23 protein-coding genes and 1 other annotated feature are annotated in these 21,414 nt (G+C 53.0%); of the genes, 10 read left to right on the top strand and 13 right to left on the bottom strand.

All coding sequences use genetic code 11. The features are described from left to right. Positions 1–195 precede the first annotated feature (195 nt). The 3 genes from clpB to rluD form a co-directional block, all read right to left on the bottom strand. Positions 196–2,769: an ATP-dependent chaperone ClpB gene (gene clpB / locus OGV79_RS12380; protein ID WP_024130844.1), complete on the bottom strand. Its 2,574-nt coding sequence runs from the start codon at positions 2,767–2,769 to the stop codon at positions 196–198. A 129-nt stretch (positions 2,770–2,898) separates the two neighbouring features. After that, positions 2,899–3,630 (bottom strand): purine nucleoside phosphorylase YfiH, encoded by a 732-nt coding sequence (gene yfiH / locus OGV79_RS12375; protein ID WP_110493935.1) that lies wholly within the window; start codon positions 3,628–3,630, stop codon positions 2,899–2,901. Beyond that, the gene (rluD, locus tag OGV79_RS12370) at positions 3,627–4,607 is read right to left on the bottom strand and encodes a 23S rRNA pseudouridine(1911/1915/1917) synthase RluD (protein WP_047461899.1); all 981 of its coding nucleotides are present in this window, start codon (positions 4,605–4,607) and stop codon (positions 3,627–3,629) included. Before rluD ends, yfiH begins: the two co-directional genes overlap by 4 nt. A gap of 131 nt (positions 4,608–4,738) precedes the next feature. On the opposite strand from rluD, the gene bamD reads away from it, so the two are divergent. The 4 genes from bamD to pheA all read left to right on the top strand — a co-directional run bounded on the left by bamD (position 4,739) and on the right by pheA (position 7,495). Next, complete coding sequence (gene bamD, locus OGV79_RS12365) at positions 4,739–5,476, top strand: outer membrane protein assembly factor BamD (RefSeq protein ID WP_012134683.1); 738 nt, start codon at positions 4,739–4,741, stop codon at positions 5,474–5,476. A 270-nt stretch (positions 5,477–5,746) separates the two neighbouring features. Then, the gene (raiA, locus tag OGV79_RS12360) at positions 5,747–6,085 is read left to right on the top strand and encodes a ribosome-associated translation inhibitor RaiA (RefSeq protein ID WP_024130845.1); all 339 of its coding nucleotides are present in this window, start codon (positions 5,747–5,749) and stop codon (positions 6,083–6,085) included. 102 nt (positions 6,086–6,187) lie between these two features. Next, positions 6,188–6,312 (top strand) — a sequence feature (Phe leader region). After that, positions 6,189–6,236 (top strand): pheA operon leader peptide PheL, encoded by a 48-nt coding sequence (gene pheL / locus OGV79_RS12355; protein WP_101706155.1) that lies wholly within the window; start codon positions 6,189–6,191, stop codon positions 6,234–6,236. Its footprint overlaps the feature before it by 48 nt. A 22-nt stretch (positions 6,313–6,334) precedes the next feature. Next, positions 6,335–7,495: a bifunctional chorismate mutase/prephenate dehydratase gene (pheA, locus tag OGV79_RS12350; RefSeq protein WP_047461896.1), complete on the top strand. Its 1,161-nt coding sequence runs from the start codon at positions 6,335–6,337 to the stop codon at positions 7,493–7,495. Positions 7,496–7,610: 115 nt separating this feature from the next. Here the strand turns inward: pheA and tyrA are convergent, their stop codons facing one another. Beyond that, complete coding sequence (gene tyrA, locus OGV79_RS12345; RefSeq protein ID WP_047461893.1) at positions 7,611–8,732, bottom strand: bifunctional chorismate mutase/prephenate dehydrogenase; 1,122 nt, start codon at positions 8,730–8,732, stop codon at positions 7,611–7,613. A 10-nt stretch (positions 8,733–8,742) separates the two neighbouring features. Beyond that, entirely contained in the window at positions 8,743–9,813 is a 1,071-nt protein-coding gene (gene aroF / locus OGV79_RS12340; protein WP_047461890.1) for a 3-deoxy-7-phosphoheptulonate synthase AroF, read from the bottom strand. A gap of 215 nt (positions 9,814–10,028) precedes the next feature. Here aroF and OGV79_RS12335 point away from each other — a divergent pair, with 215 nt between their 5' ends. From OGV79_RS12335 to OGV79_RS12320, 4 genes are all read left to right on the top strand, one after another. Beyond that, the gene (locus OGV79_RS12335; RefSeq protein ID WP_012134688.1) at positions 10,029–10,403 is read left to right on the top strand and encodes a DUF2799 domain-containing protein; all 375 of its coding nucleotides are present in this window, start codon (positions 10,029–10,031) and stop codon (positions 10,401–10,403) included. A gap of 157 nt (positions 10,404–10,560) precedes the next feature. Beyond that, positions 10,561–11,079: a regulatory sequestration protein YfiR gene (gene yfiR / locus OGV79_RS12330; RefSeq protein WP_047461885.1), complete on the top strand. Its 519-nt coding sequence runs from the start codon at positions 10,561–10,563 to the stop codon at positions 11,077–11,079. After that, complete coding sequence (gene dgcN / locus OGV79_RS12325; RefSeq protein ID WP_012134690.1) at positions 11,072–12,295, top strand: diguanylate cyclase DgcN/YfiN; 1,224 nt, start codon at positions 11,072–11,074, stop codon at positions 12,293–12,295. Before yfiR ends, dgcN begins: the two co-directional genes overlap by 8 nt. A gap of 13 nt (positions 12,296–12,308) precedes the next feature. Beyond that, entirely contained in the window at positions 12,309–12,791 is a 483-nt protein-coding gene (locus OGV79_RS12320; protein ID WP_058667979.1) for an OmpA family protein, read from the top strand. A gap of 2 nt (positions 12,792–12,793) precedes the next feature. Here OGV79_RS12320 and OGV79_RS12315 read toward each other — a convergent pair whose 3' ends face one another. The 7 genes from OGV79_RS12315 to ffh all read right to left on the bottom strand — a co-directional run bounded on the left by OGV79_RS12315 (position 12,794) and on the right by ffh (position 18,387). Further along, the gene (locus tag OGV79_RS12315) at positions 12,794–14,152 is read right to left on the bottom strand and encodes a PepSY-associated TM helix domain-containing protein (protein ID WP_286468511.1); all 1,359 of its coding nucleotides are present in this window, start codon (positions 14,150–14,152) and stop codon (positions 12,794–12,796) included. Between the two features lie 63 nt (positions 14,153–14,215). Further along, complete coding sequence (locus OGV79_RS12310) at positions 14,216–14,569, bottom strand: DUF2946 domain-containing protein (protein ID WP_286468516.1); 354 nt, start codon at positions 14,567–14,569, stop codon at positions 14,216–14,218. Positions 14,570–14,759: 190 nt separating this feature from the next. Beyond that, the gene (rplS, locus tag OGV79_RS12305) at positions 14,760–15,107 is read right to left on the bottom strand and encodes a 50S ribosomal protein L19 (protein ID WP_012134695.1); all 348 of its coding nucleotides are present in this window, start codon (positions 15,105–15,107) and stop codon (positions 14,760–14,762) included. Between the two features lie 41 nt (positions 15,108–15,148). Further along, positions 15,149–15,916, bottom strand: coding sequence for a tRNA (guanosine(37)-N1)-methyltransferase TrmD (gene trmD, locus OGV79_RS12300; RefSeq protein ID WP_024130850.1), 768 nt, complete (start codon positions 15,914–15,916; stop codon positions 15,149–15,151). Between the two features lie 44 nt (positions 15,917–15,960). Then, positions 15,961–16,509 carry a ribosome maturation factor RimM gene (gene rimM / locus OGV79_RS12295; protein WP_024130851.1) on the bottom strand — a complete coding sequence of 183 codons (549 nt, stop codon included), beginning with the start codon at positions 16,507–16,509 and terminating at the stop codon, positions 15,961–15,963. Positions 16,510–16,527: 18 nt separating this feature from the next. Beyond that, the gene (rpsP, locus tag OGV79_RS12290) at positions 16,528–16,776 is read right to left on the bottom strand and encodes a 30S ribosomal protein S16 (RefSeq protein ID WP_012134698.1); all 249 of its coding nucleotides are present in this window, start codon (positions 16,774–16,776) and stop codon (positions 16,528–16,530) included. A gap of 249 nt (positions 16,777–17,025) precedes the next feature. Then, the gene (ffh, locus tag OGV79_RS12285) at positions 17,026–18,387 is read right to left on the bottom strand and encodes a signal recognition particle protein (RefSeq protein WP_012134699.1); all 1,362 of its coding nucleotides are present in this window, start codon (positions 18,385–18,387) and stop codon (positions 17,026–17,028) included. A 163-nt stretch (positions 18,388–18,550) separates the two neighbouring features. Here ffh and OGV79_RS12280 point away from each other — a divergent pair, with 163 nt between their 5' ends. Further along, positions 18,551–19,342, top strand: a complete 792-nt coding sequence (locus tag OGV79_RS12280) for a cytochrome C assembly family protein (protein ID WP_012134700.1) — start codon at positions 18,551–18,553, stop codon at positions 19,340–19,342. A gap of 18 nt (positions 19,343–19,360) precedes the next feature. Beyond that, complete coding sequence (locus OGV79_RS12275; protein ID WP_047461874.1) at positions 19,361–20,647, top strand: HlyC/CorC family transporter; 1,287 nt, start codon at positions 19,361–19,363, stop codon at positions 20,645–20,647. A 52-nt stretch (positions 20,648–20,699) separates the two neighbouring features. Here the strand turns inward: OGV79_RS12275 and grpE are convergent, their stop codons facing one another. Further along, positions 20,700–21,293: a nucleotide exchange factor GrpE gene (grpE, locus tag OGV79_RS12270; RefSeq protein WP_024130852.1), complete on the bottom strand. Its 594-nt coding sequence runs from the start codon at positions 21,291–21,293 to the stop codon at positions 20,700–20,702. Between the last annotated feature and the right edge of the window lie 121 nt (positions 21,294–21,414).

The following is a 21,414-nucleotide window of genomic DNA, read 5'->3' as shown; positions in this document are numbered from 1 at the left end:
ACCCGGCGGCCTGTGTGCCGTTGTTCCGTGTCAGTGGAGGCGCATTATAGGGAGTTATTCCGGCCTGACAAGGGGAAATTAGAAAAAACTTATCAACCGTTCGTTTTTTGGACGTTTTGCATATCACCCTTTTATTTTTGCCTGGTTTTTAAACAAAAACGAGCCCGAATGGGCCCGTTTTTTATTATTTGTGACTTACTGCACTGCCACAATGCGATCGTCATTCGCCTCCAGACGAATCGCTTTACCCGGAATCAGCTCACCAGACAAGATTTGCTGCGCCAGCGGGTTTTCAATCTGCTGCTGAATTGCACGTTTCAATGGACGCGCCCCGTAAACCGGATCGTAACCATTCGCGCTCAGCAATTTCAGCGCATCATCAGAGATATGGATTTCATACCCGCGCTCTTCCAGACGTTTGTACAGACGCTGCAACTGGATCTGTGCAATAGAAGCGATATGTTTTTCACCCAACGGATGGAATACCACGACTTCATCTATACGGTTAATGAATTCCGGGCGGAAGTTGTGACTGACCACACCAAGCACCAGTTCTTTCATATGGCCGTAATCCAGCTCACCGAAACGCTCCTGGATCAGATCGGAACCGAGGTTTGAGGTCATAATGACAACCGTGTTGCGGAAGTCGACCGTTCTCCCTTGCCCGTCCGTCAGACGGCCATCATCCAGCACCTGCAACAGAATGTTGAATACATCAGGATGCGCTTTCTCAACTTCATCCAGCAGTATGACGGAATAAGGACGACGACGTACCGCTTCCGTCAGATAACCGCCCTCTTCATAACCCACATATCCCGGAGGCGCGCCAACCAGACGAGACACGGAGTGTTTTTCCATGAACTCAGACATGTCGATACGCACCATCGCGTCATCGCTATCAAACATAAAGTTTGCCAGCGCCTTGCACAGTTCGGTTTTACCTACCCCGGTCGGCCCAAGGAACAGGAACGAACCAATTGGACGATTCGGGTCGGCCAGTCCCGCACGGCTACGGCGAATGGCATTCGATACCGCTTCAACGGCCTCATTCTGCCCAATCACGCGGCTGTGTAATTCCTGCTCCATACGCAGCAGTTTTTCACGTTCGCCTTCAAGCATTCTGGCAACCGGAATCCCCGTCCACCGCGCCAGCACTTCAGCTATTTCCGCATCCGTCACTTTATTGCGTAACAGACGCATGGTTTTACCTTCAGATTGAGTCGCCGCTTCCAGCTGTTTTTCCAACTCAGGGATTTTGCCGTACTGAAGTTCAGACATCCGCGCCAGATCGCCCACACGACGCGCCTGTTCGATGGCGATTTTCGCCTGCTCCAGTTCGGCCTTAATGGTCTGCGTGCCGGACAGAGAGGCTTTCTCTGCTTTCCACTCTTCTTCTAATTCAGAGTACTGGCGTTCTTTATCATCCAGTTCCTCGTTGAGCATATCGAGGCGTTTTTTGCTCGCCTCATCAGACTCTTTCATTAACGCCTGCTGTTCCAGCTTGAGCTGAATAATACGGCGGTCGAGCCTGTCCAGTTCTTCCGGCTTGGAGTCAATCTGCATACGGATGCTGGATGCAGCCTCATCGATCAGGTCGATGGCTTTATCCGGCAACTGGCGATCGGAAATGTAGCGGTGAGATAAGGTTGCCGCCGCCACAATCGCCGGGTCAGTAATCTGCACATGGTGGTGCAGCTCATAACGTTCTTTAAGACCACGCAGAATAGCGATGGTATCTTCCACAGACGGTTCCGCGACGAACACTTTCTGGAAACGACGTTCCAGCGCCGCATCTTTTTCAATGTACTGGCGATATTCGTCCAGCGTCGTGGCGCCCACACAGTGCAGTTCTCCACGCGCCAGCGCCGGTTTCAGCATGTTCCCGGCATCCATTGCGCCGTCGGCTTTACCCGCGCCGACCATCGTGTGTAATTCATCGATAAACAGGATGACGTTGCCTTCCTGTTTGGCGAGATCGTTCAGCACGCCTTTCAGACGCTCTTCAAACTCACCGCGATACTTCGCCCCGGCCACCAGCGCGCCCATATCCAGCGCCAGTACGCGACGGCCTTTCAGCCCTTCCGGCACTTCGCCATTAATGATTCGCTGCGCCAGCCCTTCGACAATCGCCGTTTTACCGACCCCCGGTTCACCGATTAATACCGGGTTGTTCTTAGTACGGCGTTGCAGTACCTGGATGGTACGGCGAATTTCTTCATCACGACCAATCACCGGATCGAGCTTGCCCTGCTCCGCGCGCTCGGTCAGGTCGACGGTATATTTTTGCAAGGCCTGACGTTGGTCTTCAGCCCCTTGATCGTTCACGCTTTCACCTCCGCGCATTTGTTCAACTGCCTGAGTGATATTGGCGGTGGTCGCCCCGGCCGATTTCAGTAGGTCGGTCAGCGTGCCGCGAGACTCAAGCGCAGCCAGAACGAACAGTTCCGACGAAATAAAGTTGTCCCCACGTTTTTGCGCCAGCTTGTCGCAAAGATTCAGTACACGCACCAGATCCTGAGACGGCTGTACGTCGCCGCCGGTGCCTTCCACCTGCGGCAAACGGCTCAGCGCCTGATCAATACTCGTGCGTAACTGGCCAGCATTAATGCCAGCGGACGTTAATAAAGGACGTACCGATCCCCCTTCCTGATTCAGTAAGGCGCTCATTAAATGAAGAGGTTCGATGAATTGGTTGTCGTGCCCCAGTGCGAGCGACTGGGCATCGGCAAGAGCAAGCTGGAATTTATTAGTAAGACGATCCAGACGCATAACTCCTCCCATAACAGGTCAAAATTGCTACTGGAGATTAAATGAGGTCATCCCTCAATTATTCAAGGTGAATGACCTGAATTATGTGAAAAGAAAATTACACGTACCGGATCGTCTTGATTCTTTAGGTTATATCAGCCAAATAAAACTTGCCATACGACCTGTGATCTTGTCGCGACGATAAGAGAAGAAAGTCTCACTTTCGCTGTAGGTACAGCGATCGCCGCCATAGACGCTTTCAACTCCCACATTCGCCAGACGTTGACGCGCAAGCTGATAAATATCCGCCAGATATTTTTCGCCGCGCGCCTGAAATGCGCTGCTCGCCTTCGCATCTTTTGCGATAAACGCGTCACGCACTTCAGCCCCCACTTCAAAAGCAGCAGGGCCAATAGCCGGACCCAGCCAGGCGATAATGTTTTCAGGTTTATCGGCAAAGCAGGCGACCGTCTCTTCCAGCACACCTTCACATAATCCGCGCCAGCCCGCATGAGCCGCCGCCACTTCCGTTCCCGCGCGATTACAAAACAACACGGGCAAACAGTCCGCCGTCATCACCGCGCAAACGGTGCCGGGGGTATTGCTGTACGACGCATCCGCACGTTTGGATGCATAAGGCTCGCCGGTGAGTTTCAGCACGTCCTTGCCATGCACCTGTTCAAGCCAGACGGGTTTTGACGGCAAATTGCCCGCAGCAAAGAGTCTCTTGCGATTCTCTTCCACATGTTCCGGGTTATCGCCGCAATGGGCGCCCAGGTTCAGAGAATCGTAAGGCGGTAAGCTGACACCGCCTGTACGTACAGAACTACAGGCTGCAACCCCCTCCGGGATTGGCCACTGCGGAACAATTAGCTTACTCATAGCCAGTCTACATCATCCTTATGTTCTTCGAAGTCAGCGCGCATCACGTCAATCAGCTCCACCATATCCTGCGGAATCGGCGCATGCCATTCCATTTCAATACCGGAAATCGGATGGTAAAGACGCAGCATCGTCGCGTGCAGCGCCTGGCGATCAAACTGACGCAACGTGGAGATAAACGCTTCTGATGCCCCCTTCGGTGGACGCGGACGACCGCCATACACCTGATCGCCCACCAGCGGATGCGTGATATGCGCCATGTGCACGCGGATCTGGTGCGTACGTCCGGTTTCCAGACGCAACCGCAGACGCGTATGCACACGGAAATGTTCCATGATGCGGTAGTGAGTCACCGCCGGTTTCCCCATTGGATGCACTGACATATGGGTTCGTTTGGTCGGATGACGGCTGATCGGTTCATCTACCGTACCGCCCGCCGTCATATGTCCGATCGCGACCGCTTCATACTCACGGGTGATTTCACGCAGTTGCAAAGACTCCACCAGTCGCGTTTGCGCCGGAACCGTTTTCGCCACCACCATCAGACCTGTGGTGTCTTTATCCAGACGATGCACAATACCCGCGCGCGGTACGTCAGCAATCGGCGGGTAGTAATGCAACAGAGCATTCAGTACCGTACCATCAGGATTACCGGCGCCAGGGTGAACCACTAAATCGCGCGGTTTGTTGATGACAAGGATATCGTCATCTTCGTAGACGATATCCAGCGGGATATCCTGCGGCTCAAAGCGGATCTCTTCGTCGATTTCCGCGTTAATGGAAACCTGTTCGCCGCCCAATACTTTTTCTTTCGGTTTATCGCAAAGTTTACCGTTGACCAGCACGCGCCGATCGAGAATCCATTCTTTTATGCGCGAACGTGAATAATCCGGGAACATTTCGGCCAAAGCCTGATCTAAGCGTTGACCGAGTTGGTTTTCGGATACCGTTGCGGTGAGTTGTACTCGTTGTGCCATATACAGCTTCTTCGTTTAACGTTGGGTTTTACGGCTTTGCCGTTTAATATAGTGTGCTATTGTAGCTGGTCTTAACCGGGAGCAGGAACAGAGAATCTCCCGTAAAACATTTTGAGGAAAGTCAAAACGTCATGACGCGCATGAAATATCTGGTGGCAGCAGCCACGTTGAGCCTGTTTTTGGCGGGTTGCTCTGGTTCAAAGGAAGAGGTGCCCGATAATCCGCCTAACGAAATCTACGCGACTGCCCAGCAAAAGCTGCAGGACGGTAACTGGAAACAGGCAATAACGCAATTGGAAGCGTTGGATAACCGTTATCCATTTGGACCGTATTCTCAGCAGGTGCAGTTGGATCTGATCTACGCCTACTACAAAAACGCCGATCTGCCGTTAGCTCAGGCCGCCATCGATCGTTTTATTCGCCTCAATCCGACGCACCCGAATATTGATTATGTCATGTATATGCGCGGTCTGACCAATATGGCGCTGGATGACAGCGCGCTGCAAGGTTTCTTCGGCGTCGATCGTAGCGATCGCGATCCGCAGCACGCCCGAGCTGCATTCAATGATTTCTCAAAACTGGTGCGTAGCTATCCGAACAGCCAGTACACGACCGACGCCACCAAACGTCTGGTCTTCCTGAAAGATCGTCTGGCGAAGTATGAATACTCCGTTGCCGACTACTACACCGCTCGCGGCGCATGGGTTGCCGTGGTAAACCGTGTGGAAGGTATGCTGCGCGACTTCCCGGATACGCAGGCGACGCGCGACGCTCTGCCGCTGATGGAAAACGCTTATCGTCAGATGCAGATGACGACTCAGGCTGACAAAGTGGCGAAAATTATCGCCGCTAATGGTCGCAACACCTGATTGCGTACTGAACGCAAAACGGCAGCCCTAAGGCTGCCGTTTTTTTATCCATTTTACGCTGTTGCTGAAGCGGTTTCAGTACAACGCATCCCGTCAAATATGGCTCCCTTTCGGCTATTCCTCAAGTAAAAAATCCGTTGTTCCTGCGATAACTCACAAAAAGGCTTCCTTGACAAAAAGTGACAAAATAATGTGATTTAAATCACGCTTTTTGACATTGGGAACGGTATGCTGGAATCACCAAGACGGGAAAGACAAGAGGTAAAATTTATGACAATGAACATTACCAGTAAACAAATGGAAATTACTCCGGCAATACGCCAGCATGTCGCAGACCGTCTCGCCAAACTAGAAAAATGGCAAACTCACCTGATTAATCCACATATCATTCTGTCTAAGGAGCCACAGGGTTTCATCGCTGATGCCACCATCAATACCCCGAACGGACATCTGGTCGCCAGCGCAAAACACGAAGATATGTACGCCGCCATTAACGATTTGATCAACAAGCTGGAACGGCAGCTCAATAAAGTGCAGCACAAAGGCGAAGCCCGTCGTGCCACAACTTCAGTAAAAGACGCCAACTTCGTCGAAGCAGAAGAAGAGTAGTCCCTTACATTGAGTGTATCGCCAACGCGCCTTCGGGCGCGTTTTTTGTTGACAGGATTAAAACAGTACGGGTACTTTACTGAAGTCGCTCAAGGAAACTGACATGAAACTTATCCCGTTCTTCTTCGCATTCTTTTTTACCTTCCCCTGAATGGGAGGCGTTTCGTCGTGTGAAAAAGAATGCGAAGACGAACAATAAGGCCTCCCACACGGGAGGCCTTTTTTATTGATAACAAGAAAGGCAACACTATGACATCGGAAAACCCGTTACTGGCGCTGCGAGAGAAAATAAGCGCTCTGGATGTAAAATTACTGGCCTTGCTGGCGGAGCGTCGTGAGCTGGCCGTTGAAGTCGGGAAAGCGAAGCTGCTTTCTCATCGCCCGGTGCGTGATATCGATCGCGAGCGCGACCTGCTGGACAGGCTGATCGCGCTTGGCAAAACCCATCATCTGGACGCGCACTATATTACTCGCCTGTTCCAGCTCATCATTGAAGATTCCGTCCTTACCCAGCAGGCGCTGTTGCAGCAACATCTGAACAAAATTAACCCGCATTCAGCGCGTATTGCCTTTCTTGGACCAAAAGGGTCGTACTCGCACCTCGCTGCGCGCCAGTATGCCGCCCGCCACTTTGAACAGTTTATTGAAAGCGGCTGCGCAAAATTCGCTGATATCTTTAATCAGGTCGAAACCGGGCAAGCGGACTACGCCGTCGTGCCGATTGAGAACACCAGTTCAGGCGCGATCAACGACGTCTACGATCTGTTGCAGCACACCAGCCTCTCTATCGTGGGCGAGATGACCATTACCATCGACCATTGCGTGCTGGTTTCAGGGACGACCGATTTAAACACCATTGAGACGGTCTACAGCCACCCGCAGCCGTTCCAGCAGTGCAGTAAATTCCTTAACCGCTATCCGCACTGGAAGATTGAGTACACTGAAAGCACCTCTGCGGCAATGGAAAAAGTGGCGCAGGCGAACTCTCCACGCGTAGCGGCGCTGGGTAGCGAAGCCGGTGGCGTGCTGCATGGGCTACAGGTGCTGGAACGAATCGAAGCCAACCAGACGCAGAATATTACCCGTTTCGTGGTGCTGGCGCGCAAAGCCGTCAATGTTTCCGACCAGGTCCCGGCGAAAACCACGCTGCTGATCGCCACGGGTCAACAGGCAGGTGCGCTGGTTGAGGCGCTGCTGGTGCTGCGCAATCACAACCTGATCATGACCAAACTGGAGTCCCGTCCGATTCACGGCAACCCGTGGGAAGAGATGTTTTATCTCGATATCCAGGCCAACCTGGAATCACCGGAGATGAAAAAAGCGCTGAAAGAGTTGGGGGAAATTACCCGCTCGATGAAGGTACTGGGCTGCTACCCCAGCGAGAACGTTGTGCCTGTCGATCCGAACTAACTGATCCGAACTAACTGTTTGATAATGCCGGATGGCGCTACGCTTATCCGGCCTACGATTCATGCAATTTTGTAGGCCGGATAAGACGCACCTGCGTCGCCATCAGGCATCTCACTTATTGTCGGCTATCGTTAGCCTGGCGTAACAGCGTGCGACTTTCGTTCTGGAAGCGTTTGGCGTAATCACCAAACCAATGCTCGACCTTGCGGAAACTGTCGATAAAGGCCTGCTTGTCGCCCTGCTCCAGCAAACCAATCGCGTCGCCAAAACGTTTATAGTAGCGTTTGATCAGCGCCAGGTTATTTTCCGACGACATAATAATATCGGCATATAGCTGCGGGTCCTGCGCAAACAGTCGCCCAACCATCGCCAGTTCGAGACGGTAAATCGGTGACGACAGCGCCAGCAGTTGTTCCAGCTGGACATTCTCTTCCGCCAGGTGCAAACCGTAAGCGAACGTCGCAAAGTGACGCAGCGCCTGAATAAACGCCATATTCTGATCGTGCTCAACGGCGCTAATCCGATGCAACCGCGCGCCCCACACCTGAATTTGCTCAAGGAACCACTGATACGCCTCCGGCTGACGACCATCGCACCAGACAACCACCTGCTTTGCCAGACTGCCGCTGTCCGGGCCAAACATCGGGTGTAAGCCCAGTACCGGGCCATCGTGCGCCGCCATCATCGCCTGTAGCGGTCCGTTTTTAACCGATGCAAGATCGACCAGAATACAGTCCGCAGGCAAACGCGGTAATTTCGCGATCACCTGCTCCGTGATATGAATCGGCACACTTACGATCACCATCCCGGCATCGGCCACGATCTCCTGCGCCCGTCCCCAGTCCTGTTGCTCAAGTATGCGTACCTGGTATCCCGACAGCGTGAGCATTTTTTCAAACAAACGGCCCATCTGACCGCCACCGCCGACGATAACCACCGGGCGCAGAGAAGGACAAAGCGTCTTAAACCCTTTGTCATTCTCACTGGAGTAAGACTCACGCATCACCCGACGCAAGACGTCTTCAATCAGATCGGGAGGAACGCCAAGCGCTTCCGCCTCCGCACGGCGCGAAGCCAGCATAGACGCTTCACGCTCAGGCACGTAAATCGGCAGCCCAAAGCGGCTTTTCACTTCACCGACTTCGGCCACCAGCTCCAGGCGCTTAGCCAGTAAATCCAGCAGCGCCTTATCCACTTCATCTATTTGATCGCGTAACGCGGTCAACTCAGCAACCATAACCAACCTCTTATGCTACACGCGCCACCAGTTGGCCGTTCAGGTCCTGATGAATTTCACGCAGCAGCGCATCCGTGGCTTCCCAACTGATACACGCATCCGTAACAGACACGCCGTATTTCATTTCACTGCGCGGTTGCTCGGAGGACTGGTTGCCTTCGTGAATATTACTTTCAATCATCAAGCCAATAATGGAACGGTTGCCGTCTTTGATCTGCGCGACCACAGACTCTGCCACGGCAGGCTGGCGACGGTAATCTTTATTCGAGTTACCATGGCTGCAATCTACCATCAGAGACGGGCGGAGTCCTGCCTGTTCCATCTCTTTTTCACACTGCGCGACATCTGCCGGGCTGTAGTTTGGCGCTTTTCCACCGCGCAGAATGACATGGCCATCCGGGTTGCCCTGCGTTTGCAGCAGAGCGACCTGCCCCGCCTGGTTGATACCGACAAAACGGTGTGACTGAGCAGCGGCACGCATGGCGTTAATCGCCGTCGCCAGGCTGCCATCCGTCCCGTTTTTAAAGCCAACGGGCATGGAAAGGCCAGAGGCCATTTCACGGTGGGTTTGGGATTCGGTCGTACGCGCGCCGATTGCCGACCAGCTAAACAGATCGCCCAGGTATTGCGGGCTGTTTGGATCTAACGCTTCCGTCGCCAGCGGCAAGCCCATGTTCACCAGTTCCACCAGAAGTTGACGCGCAATCTTCAGGCCGGTTTCCACATCAAACGAGCCATCCATATGAGGATCGTTAATCAACCCTTTCCAGCCGACAGTGGTACGGGGCTTTTCAAAATAGACGCGCATTACCAGGTAGAGGCTATCGCTGACCTCTGCGGCAAGAGTTTTAAATCGACGTGCGTATTCCAGAGCGGTTTCAGGATCGTGGATAGAACAAGGGCCGCACACCACCAGCAGACGCGGATCGCGACCGGCGATGATGTCAGAAATTGTTTTACGTGACTGGGCGATTTGCGCCTCTTGCGACAAACTCAGCGGGAACGCCGCTTTGAGTTGTTCCGGGGTCATCAGAACCTGTTCGTCGGTAATGTGTACGTTGTTCAGCGCGTCTTTTTGCATGATGGCGATCCTGTTTAGCTCGTTTGCGATAAATGATCCTCACAGAGGATGGCGTAACGATAACATAATCGGTAAAGATTTCAATCCACATTCCGTAAATTTTACTTTACACAAGCCATTTATCTCGCAATTAACGCCATTAAAATCGTACATAAAAATTTACATCATTATATTTGCGAATCCACTATGCTTTGAAAAACACAGGAGAACAGGCAATGAAGCGTTTCGCAGGCGCCTTATTTGTTTTATTCATCAGCGGATGTCAGATCGATCCTTACACGCATGCTCCCACCTGGACCGCGACCGACTGGTATAGCGCCGGTATCGAAGATGCGATTTCAGGCGTTGCCGTCAAAGATAACGAAACACTGGCTGACGCCTGGAACGATCCTGACGTGGAGCGAACGCAATATCTTAAGGGCTACGCCGAAGGCCAACGAAAAACCTGCCAGTTAAACTTTGTCCACGCCAGAGGACTGGCCGGAAAAACATTTCCCGCCAGTTGCGACACGGTTGAAAACGCCAGTCAATTGCATGATGCCTGGCAAAAAGGCGCAGACGAAGGTGTTCGCTCAATGCGGCTAAATTAATTAAGACCTTACCAATAAATAAGTATGGGATTTAACTTAAGGAAATACCATTAATCGGCATGGTGTAATGACTGACAGGCAAAATAATGTTATTTTGCTGCAAACAATCACGGATGTATTTTGATGCTTTTTGACTGACGCTGGTGGGCACCTGTTTATGAGCTTTTCTCACCGACTCATACTCCTGCTAACGCTATTACTGGCAGGATTACCACTGTATGCTCAGGGCATCACAGAAGAAGCGAAATCTGTACGCTCAATCGTTTCCGGTATCGTCAGCTATACACGCTGGCCTGCATTATCTGGCCCTCCACGGCTATGTATTTTCGCCTCGTCTCGTTTTGCCGATGTGCTGAACGACAACAGCGCCAGGTCATTACCTTATCTGCCCGTCATCATCCGCACGGAGCAGGAAGCTCTGACAGCCCGTTGCGATGGCTTTTATTTCGGCAGTGAATCTCCGGCGTATCAGGTAGAATTAACGAATAAATATCCGTCTAAGGCATTGTTATTAATTGCCGAACAAAATACTGAATGCATTATTGGCAGCGCATTTTGTCTGATCATAAACAATGATGAAGTCAGATTTTCCGTAAATCTGGATTCCCTGTCACGCAGTGGCGTAAGAGTGAACCCCGACGTATTGATGCTTGCACGGAATCAAAAGCATGGATAAGGATTTTTTCCCTACAACGCGCCCGACCTTTAAGCGGACATTACGCCGGATCAACATGATCAGCGTACTGGTCACCATGCTGCTGATCTGGCTGCTGCTTTGCGTCGCCTCTGTCCTGACGCTGAAACAATATGCGCAAAAAAATCTGGATCTGACTGCCGCGACAATGACCCATAGTCTTGAGGCCGCATTGGTGTTTTCCGATGGCGTCGCCGCGACAGAAACGCTGGCCGCGCTGGGGCGCCAGGGGCAGTTCTCGGCCGCAGAGGTTCGCGATAAAAACCAGAAGGTGATCGCCTCCTGGTACTATGACGCACAAGCATCGGACGATAAGCTCAATGGCCTGATCAGCCAGTGGCTTTTCCCGCTGCCGGTGACTCAGCCCGTCTGGCACAATGGCAAAATTATCGGCGAGGTCTGCCTGACCGCGCGCGACAGCTTGATTGGTCATTTTATCTGGCTCTCGCTGGCGGTTCTTACCGGGTGTATTTTGCTCGCATCCGGCATTGCGTTAATGCTCACGCGTTATTTGCATAATGGCGTGGTGGACGCGCTGCAAAACATCACCGATGTGGTACATGATGTACGCACGAACCGTAACTTTTCACGTCGCGTTTCTGAGGAACGCATTGAAGAGTTCCATCTTTTTGCCCAGGATTTCAACAGTCTGCTGGATGAGATGGAAGAGTGGCAACTGCGGCTACAGGCTAAAAACGCCCAGCTTTTGCGTACCGCGCTGCACGACCCCCTTACTGGTCTTGCTAATCGTGCCGCCTTTCGTAACAGCATAACCGAGTTGATGAACGACAGCTCCGCCCGTAGCTGTTCGGCGCTGCTATTTCTGGACGGCGATAATTTCAAATTCATTAACGATACATGGGGGCATGCCGCAGGAGATCGCGTTTTGATCGAGGTCGCCCGGCGACTGGCGGAGTTTGGCGGCAATCACCACCAGCCATATCGACTTGGCGGAGATGAATTCGCCATGGTGCTTTACAACGTGCATTCGGAGTACGAAGTTAAACGCATTTGTTCGGCATTATCGCAAGAATTTAATCGCCCTTTTGATCTGCATAACGGGCATCTGGCGAGTATGACGCTGAGTATTGGTTTCGCGCTGACGTGGGAACATGCTTCCGCAGAAAAATTACAAGAGTTGGCCGATCGTAATATGTATCAGGCCAAACATCAGCGTTCTGAACGTTCAATTAAATAACAGGAATAGATATATGCTAAAGCGACTTTTCTCCCCGATCATTCTGATAGCGTTGATTCTGGCGGGTTGCCAGACGCCGCAGGGGAAATTTACGCCCGAACAAGTTGCGGCAATGAAATCCTATGGATTTACTGAATCAGCAGGCGACTGGTCTCTGGGGCTGTCTGACAACATTTTATTTGATAAAAACGACTATAAGTTACGCCCGGAGAGCCAGCAGCAAATCCGCGAGATGGCCTCCAGGCTGGCAGCCACCGGGCTGAAACATGCCCGTATGGATGGCCATACTGACAACTACGGCGAAGACAGTTATAACGAGGCATTGTCGCTCAAGCGCGCCAATGTGGTTGCTGACGCCTGGGCCGAAGGCGCCAACATCCCACGCAGCAATCTGACGACGCAGGGTTTAGGTAAAAAGCACCCGGTCGCCAGCAATCAGAGCGCGAAAGGTCGTGCTGAAAACCGCCGCGTTGCCGTCGTCATCAGCACGCCGTAATGTTAGTCAACTGGCTGCGCAAGGGCGGCGCGAGACGTGCTGAACCAGCGCAGCCAGTCGATAACGATAAATACCAGCAGACTGCCTCCCAGCACCGGCATCGCCATCCCCAGGGCGGCAGCCAGCACCAGAACCCCGCACCTTCCCGGCCAACCTAACGTAAGCCAACACTGCATCAGCGTTTGCGCCGGGTTAACGCCTGACCTGGCCGGTCGGCGAATCCACCACAGACGGTAGCCGATAATAATCATCAGGCAAAGCCCGATGCCGAAGGCGATCAGCAGTAACTGATTTGGCAGACCAAACAGTATGCCCATATGGAAATCGACGCCCCAGCGCGTCAGCTTTGCCATAAGCGGAAAGTCAGCAAAATGCGTCCGGTCGATAACATGCAGGGTTGCGGCGTCTACTGATACCGCATCAACCTGTGTCGGCCAGCGGCGATCAATTTCAGTTACCGTCCAGCCATGTTGCGCATCTTTGGCCGGACGAATCTCCAGCTTTTTAGCATCAATTCCCGCCGCCTGCGCCGTATGCAGAACCGCATCAAACTGGCTGACATCCATATGCATAACCGGCATTTCCTGCCCGGCATGATGCTCGGCATGTTCATCAGCAGGGCGTTCGTCGCCATAAAGCTGCGTATTCACCTGCGGCGTCAGCCAGCCAAAAGCCGCACGCATTTTATCCACGTTGCCCCCGGCCCACTGGGACCAGGTTAAACCGGTTGCCGAGAACAGCAGCATCCCCGCCAGCAATAACCACCCCAGCATTACGTGTAAACGCCGGTTATTTTGCACCCGATTATTCAGCCGACGTTTTGGTCGGGTGAAATACCAGAGCATGATGCCGCCAGTCGCCGCAACCCACATCCAGGAGGCCGCCAGCTCGCTGTAAATTCGCCCGATATCCCCCAATAGCAAAGAGCGGTGAGCATAATCAATCCACTGACGCAGGGGCAAAATGCCACTGGTGCCATAGACCGTCATATCGCCTTTCACCGCCAGCGTCACTGGATCGATGAAAATCGCCCGGTTCTCAGAAGCGGCAAGTCCGGGGTCGGCAAACATCACCCGCGTCGTTGCGCCCTCTTCAAGAGCGGGACGAACGGCATGCAGTCGTAAATGCCCTCCCGTCACCTGTTGGGCAACGGCGATTTGCGCCGCCAGCGGTTGCCGCTCTCCTTGCTCTGTGCCCTGTAGCGCCGGTGCATAGAGCGCCTCTTCCAGTTGCGGCGTCGCAACGTAGAGCGTACCGGTTAAGGCCGCCACAAAGATAAATGGCCCGACAAACAGACCTGTGTAGAAATGAAAACGTCGCAGCAGGGTTATCCATGCCGCGCGCGGAGTGCAGGTTGTCATACTTTTCCTCAGAGAAAGCACACATGTGTCGTGACGCTTATGCGCACAAACGTATTGTTAGATTCAGGAAACAGCGGACCAACGCGGCGGCGCGCGCGTATCGGGATAAAGCCAGGGGAAGAAATACCAGTGTTTAACAACCGGGCGTGGCGGCGTCAGCTTTTGTCTGAGCAGCATCCCGGACAACAGGATGACCAGCGCCAGCATCAGGCCAGGAACATGGGTCAGGAGGACGCAATACCCGCACGCTTCACCGTGATCGACAGGCATCGGCATTGATGAAGACTGCCCATGATGTCCGTCATGTTCAGCCATCATACTCATGTCATGATGCATACCAGGCATGGCGCTCATGGGATCTTTTTGCAACGAGACGGAGATAAGCGGCGCCACCACGATCAGCAGGATCGCAAACATCGCGAGCCATGTCGCGTTGCGTTGATACGCAGGCTGACGAAATGTACCGATAACCACTGCCCCTCCCGTAACGAACGGGCATTGTAAATGATTTATGAACTAATGGTTAACGTTGTGAGCTTCACGAAGATAAAAAAAGGGCCGACCAACTGGCCAGCCCTTTCTTACAGGATGTCGCCTGAGCGATATCTTAGTTAAGACGCTCTTTAATACGAGCAGCCTTACCAGTACGCTCACGCAGGTAGTACAGTTTAGCTTTACGAACGGCACCACGACGTTTAACAGCAATGCTGTCAACTACCGGAGAGTGAGTCTGGAAGACACGCTCAACGCCTTCGCCGTTGGAAATTTTACGAACAGTGAATGCAGAGTGCAGACCGCGGTTACGAATAGCGATAACCACGCCCTCGAATGCCTGCAGACGTTTTTTGGAACCTTCAACAACCCATACTTTCACTTCCACGGTATCACCCGGACGGAAGGAAGGTACGTCCTGCTTCATCTGCTCTTGTTCAAGTTGCTTAATAATGTTGCTCATAATTTAATCTCTTATCCTGGGTAAACTGATATTTGGGGGTCTCAGACCAGCCCATCATGTTTATGTTGCTGTTGTGCGTGTTCCGTTTTGAACTCCGCCAGCAACCTTGCTTGCTCTTCAGTCAGAGCCAGGTTTTCCAGAAGTTCAGGTCTTCTAAGCCAGGTTCGGCCCAGCGACTGTTTCAAACGCCAGCGACGTATCTCAGCATGGTTTCCTGACAGCAATACTGCCGGTACTTCCATCCCTTCCAACACTTCAGGTCGAGTATAGTGTGGACAGTCCAGTAATCCGTCGGCAAAGGAATCTTCGATTGCCGAAGCCTCATGACCCAGAACCCCCGGAATGAACCGGGAAACGGAGTCAATCAGCGTCATTGCTGGTAACTCACCACCACTGAGTACGTAATCGCCGATTGACCATTCTTCGTCAATTTCGGTTTGAATCACGCGCTCATCTATTCCTTCGTAGCGACCGCACACCAGAATCAGTTTCTGATTCGTTGCCAGTTCGCTGACGCCCGCTTGATCAAGCTTGCGTCCCTGAGGTGACAGATAGATCACCTTAGCGCCTTCACCCGCCGCGCTTTTTGCTGCATGAATGGCGTCCCGCAAGGGTTGCACCATCATTAACATCCCCGGTCCGCCGCCGTAAGGACGATCGTCCACGGTACGGTGCCGGTCATGCGTGAAGTCACGAGGACTCCAGCTCTGGATGCTCAGCAGGCCATTTTTTACTGCCCGGCCAGTTACCCCGTAATCGGTAATTGCGCGGAACATTTCAGGAAACAGGCTAACGATACCTATAAACACAAGCCAATCCCCATAACGCCGACTTTTACCGTTTATCCGGTGGTTTAAAAACCAGGATCCCAATCTACTTCGATAGTACGAGTAGCGAGATCGACTTTCTTGATAACCTGCCCATCGAGGAACGGCACAAGACGTTCCTTGATACCAAACGCATCTTTCAGGTTTGCCTTGATGACGATGACGTCATTCGAACCGGTTTCCATCATATCGACGACTTTACCGAGATCGTAGCCTTCAGTGGTCACTACCTGGCAGCCCATAAGGTCTTTCCAGTAGTAGGAACCATCTTCCAGCGCTGGCAACTGCGAGGAATCCACGACAATTTCGCAATTGGTCAGTAGATTCGCCGAATCACGATCGTCAACGCCTTTCAGCTTGATGATCAGATCCTGATTGTGGTGCTTCCAGCTTTCCAGCTGTACTTGCTGCCACTGACCCGCCTTCTGGATAAACCAGGGCTGATAGTCAAAAATGCTTTCGGCGTCTTCGGTGGAAGAAAACACTCTGAGCCACCCACGAATACCGTAAGACGACCCCATTTTCCCCAAAACGATGGGTTCAACGGGCGCTTGCGCAGTGAGTTGCTTGCTCATCATGACCACCGTGACAGATTAAGCTGCTTTGTTTGCTGCTTTGATCAGCGCTGCAACGCGATCAGAAATAGTCGCGCCCTGGCCAACCCAGTGAGCGATGCGATCCAGATCCAGGCGGGTGCCTTCTTCTTTTTCGCTGGCGATCGGGTTGAAGAAGCCAACGCGCTCAATGAAGCGACCGTTGCGTGCATTACGGCTGTCGGTAACAACAACCTGATAGAACGGACGCTTTTTAGCGCCGTGACGAGCTAAACGAATAGTAACCATAACATCCTCTTGTGTGAATAAAACACCCAGGCCCCATCGAGGAACGGAGCCCGGGTGTCATATTAAAAGCCCGAAAATTTTACTGATTTCTGGGGAAAATGCAATCAGCAGTTGATAACTCTGCTATAAAAGGCCGTCGGCGGTGCAGGCAGTTCGGTGCCGGCGTGCGCGCAGCCACCGGAGCGTACACGCAGTACGTGAGGATGGCGAGCACACCCCGGTGCCGAAATGGCAAACAAGCCAGGCCGATTAACGACCCGGGAAGCCAGGCGGCATCATACCCTTCATGCCACGCATCATCTTCGCCATCCCGCCTTTCTTCATTTTCTTCATCATGCGCTGCATGTCGTCGAACTGTTTCAGAAGACGGTTAACGTCCTGTACCTGCATGCCACAACCGGCTGCGATACGGCGTTTACGGGAACCTTTGATGATTTCTGGCTTCGCGCGCTCTTTCAGCGTCATCGAGTTGATGATAGCCTCCATCCGCACCAGCACCTTGTCATCCATCTGCGATTTCACGTTATCAGGAATCTGGCCCATGCCCGGCAGCTTGCCCATCAGGCTCGCCATACCGCCCATGTTTTTCATCTGGTTGAGCTGTTCGAGGAAATCGTTCAGATCAAAGCCGTCGCCTTTTTTCAGTTTGCTGGCTAATTTCTCAGCCTGCGCGCGGTCAACTTTGCTTTCAATATCTTCGATCAGCGACAGCACGTCGCCCATGCCGAGAATACGGGACGCGATACGATCCGGGTGGAACGGCTCCAGCGCTTCGGTTTTCTCGCCAACGCCGAGGAATTTAATCGGCTTGCCGGTGATATGACGAATAGAGAGCGCGGCACCGCCACGGGCGTCACCGTCGACTTTCGTCAGCACCACGCCGGTCAACGGCAGCGCTTCGTTAAACGCTTTCGCGGTATTCGCGGCATCCTGACCGGTCATCGCATCGACGACAAACAGGGTCTCTACCGGATTAATAGAAGCGTGGACCTGTTTGATTTCGTCCATCATCGCTTCATCGACGTGCAGGCGACCGGCGGTATCCACCAGCAGCACGTCGTAGAATTTGAGTTTCGCTTCTTTCAGCGCGGCGTTGACGATATCAACCGGCTTCTGACCGACGTCAGACGGGAAGAAATCGACGTCAACCTGCTGCGCCAGGGTTTCCAGCTGTTTGATCGCCGCCGGGCGATAAACGTCGGCAGAGACGACCAGCACTTTCTTCTTGTGCTTCTCGCGCAGGAATTTACCCAGCTTACCGACGCTGGTGGTTTTACCGGCGCCCTGCAAGCCCGCCATCAGCACGACGGCTGGCGGCTGCGCGGCCAGATTCAGGGTCTGGTTCTCTTCGCCCATCGCCGCAACCAGTTCGTTGCGCACAATCTTGACGAACTCCTGCCCCGGCGTCAGACTCTTGTTAACTTCATGACCAACCGCTTTCTCTTTTACGCGATTGATAAACTCTCGCACTACAGGAAGCGCAACGTCAGCCTCCAGCAGCGCCATGCGCACTTCGCGCAGCGTCTCTTTAACGTTGTCTTCAGTAAGGCGTCCACGGCCACTGATATTGCGCAGCGTGCGCGACAAACGATCGGTTAAATTATCAAACATTGTCTCTCGCCTGGGGTGGAAACGGTTGGTCGCTAGCGCGACACATATACAGAATTTTGTCGCAGTATAACATGAAGCCGCCTTTGTTGTTATGCAACGGTTGGAGCAGCGGTCACGTAACGCTATACTGCTTCTCTCTCACTGGCCAACTGTCGACACTCCTATGCCCGTTTTTGCTTTACTCGCTCTTGTCGCCTATTCCATCAGCCTCGCGCTGATCGTTCCTGCTTTGCTGCAAAAAAACAGCGGCTGGCGGCGTATGGCTATCCTTTCTGCGGTCATCGCGCTGGTGTGCCATGCTTTTGCGCTGGAAGCCCGAATCCTGCCCGGCGGCGAAAGCGGTCAAAACCTGAGCCTGCTGAACGTCGGTTCGCTGGTCAGCCTGATGATTTGTACCGTCATGACAATTGTCGCTTCACGCAATCGCGGCTGGCTGCTGCTGCCTGTTGTCTACGCCTTTGCGTTAATTAACCTGGCCTTCGCCACGTTCATGCCGAACGAGTACATCACCCACCTCGAAGCCACGCCAGGTATGATGATACACATCGGCCTGTCGCTGTTCGCTTACGCCACATTGATCATTGCCGCGCTGTATGCGTTGCAGCTGGCATGGATCGACTATCAGCTCAAAAACAAAAAGCTGGCGTTCAATAATGAAATGCCCCCGCTGATGAGCATTGAGCGCAAAATGTTTCACATCACGCAGATTGGCGTGGTGCTGCTGACGCTCACGCTGTGTACTGGCCTGTTTTACATGCATAACCTGTTCAGCATGGAAAATATCGACAAAGCCGTTCTCTCTATCGTGGCATGGTTTGTCTATATTGTTCTGTTGTGGGGACATTACCACGAAGGCTGGCGCGGACGTCGGGTCGTATGGTTTAACGTCGCGGGCGCAGGCATTCTGACGCTGGCCTATTTTGGCAGCCGCGTATTGCAGCAGTTTGTAAGCTAAGTCTTAAAGGAGCACCCCCTGGAACATATCTCCACTACCACGCTGATCGTCACACTGATCATCATGGTGGTTATTTCAGCCTATTTTTCCGGTTCCGAAACCGGCATGATGACGCTGAACCGCTATCGTCTTCGCCACCTGGCAAAACAGGGCAATCGTCCGGCAAAGCGCGTGGAAAAACTACTGCGCAAGCCGGACCGACTGATAAGCCTGGTTCTGATCGGTAATAACCTGGTCAATATTCTCGCCTCAGCCATCGGCACCATCGTCGGTATGCGTCTGTACGGCGATGCGGGCGTGGCGATTGCCACCGGCGTACTGACGTTTGTCGTCCTCGTATTTGCGGAAGTGCTGCCGAAAACCATCGCCGCGCTGTACCCGGAAAAAGTGGCCTACCCCAGCAGTTTTCTGTTGGCGCCTTTGCAGGTGCTGATGATGCCGCTGGTCTGGTTGCTTAACACCATTACCCGGCTGCTGATGCGCATGATGGGCATTAAAACGGATATCGTCATCAGCGGCTCTCTGAGTAAAGACGAACTGCGCACGCTCGTGAATGAATCCCGCTCGCAAATCTCCCGCCGCAACCAGGACATGCTGCTCTCAGTGCTGGATCTGGAAAAGGTCAGCGTGGATGACATCATGGTGCCGCGCAACGAAATTATCGGCATTGATATCAATGACGACTGGAAGTCGATCGTCCGCCAGCTTTCTCACTCGCCGCACGGGCGCATTGTGCTTTACCGCGACTCGCTGGATGACGCCATCAGCATGCTGCGCGTACGCGAAGCCTGGCGGTTAATGTCCGAGAAAAAAGAGTTCACTAAAGAGACCATGCTGCGCGCCGCCGATGAGATCTACTTCATCCCGGAAGGCACGCCGCTCAGCACGCAGCTGGTAAAATTTCAGCGTAATAAAAAGAAAGTCGGGCTGGTGGTCAACGAATACGGGGATATTCAGGGGCTGGTGACGGTCGAAGATATTCTGGAAGAGATTGTCGGCGACTTCACTACCTCGATGTCGCCAACGCTGGCGGAAGAGGTCACGCCGCAGAATGACGGTTCAGTGATTATCGACGGCAGCGCCAACGTGCGGGAAATCAACAAAGCCTTTAACTGGCACCTGCCGGAAGACGATGCGCGAACGGTAAACGGCGTGATTCTGGAAGCGCTGGAAGAGATCCCCATCGCCGGAACGCGCGTGCGCATTGGCCAGTACGATATCGATATTCTCGACGTCCAGGACAATATGATTAAGCAGGTTAAAGTCTTGCCGGTGAAACCGTTGCGGGAGAGTATCTCAGAATAATGTTGTAGGCCGGGTACGGCGAATGCCGCCACCCGGCACTACGGATGGCAAATTACGCTTTCGCCTTCGCCACAGTTACCATCGCCGCGCGAATAGTACGACCGTTCAGCGTATAGCCTTTCTGCATAATGCCCAGCACGTTACCCGGGGTAACATCCTCAGACTCCACCATCGCAATCGCCTGATGCACGTTCGGATCCAGCGGTACGTTGGTGTCAGCAATCACCTCTACGCCGAACTTACGCACGACATCCAGCATGGATTTCAGCGTCAGCTCAATGCCTTCGACCATTGACGCCATATCTGGATTCGCTTTATCCGCCACTTCCAGCGCACGATCCAGGCTATCGATAACCGGCAACAGCTCATTGACGAATTTTTCCAGCGCGAACTTATGCGCCTTTTCTACGTCCAGCTCGGTACGACGGCGCAGGTTTTCCATTTCCGCTTTGATACGTAACACGCTGTCACGTTCGCGATTCTGGGCTTCAGCAAGCTGCGCTTCCAGATTCGCAATTTTTTCATCGCGCGGATCCACCTGCTCAGCAGAAGCGTCTGATTCAACCGCCTCAACTTCTTCGTGCTGATCCATGATAATTTCTTCCGGGGCTTGCCCCTCAGGCGTTTTCTGTTCTTTACTACTCATGAATTTCTCCGCGTTTTTTTTCGCATTCATCTCGCTAACTTCGCTTATTATGGGGATCAGATTCAGGGTTTCAAGGGAAGCACTCACATTGTCATCAATCTTCGCTACAAGGACCTCGAGA

It is taken from the genome of Citrobacter sp. CK185 (assembly GCF_030333565.1).
Lineage (GTDB): Bacteria > Pseudomonadota > Gammaproteobacteria > Enterobacterales > Enterobacteriaceae > Citrobacter_B > Citrobacter_B koseri.
Note: the sequence above shows the minus strand (reverse complement) of the source record. Positions and strands in the feature narration are given on the sequence as shown.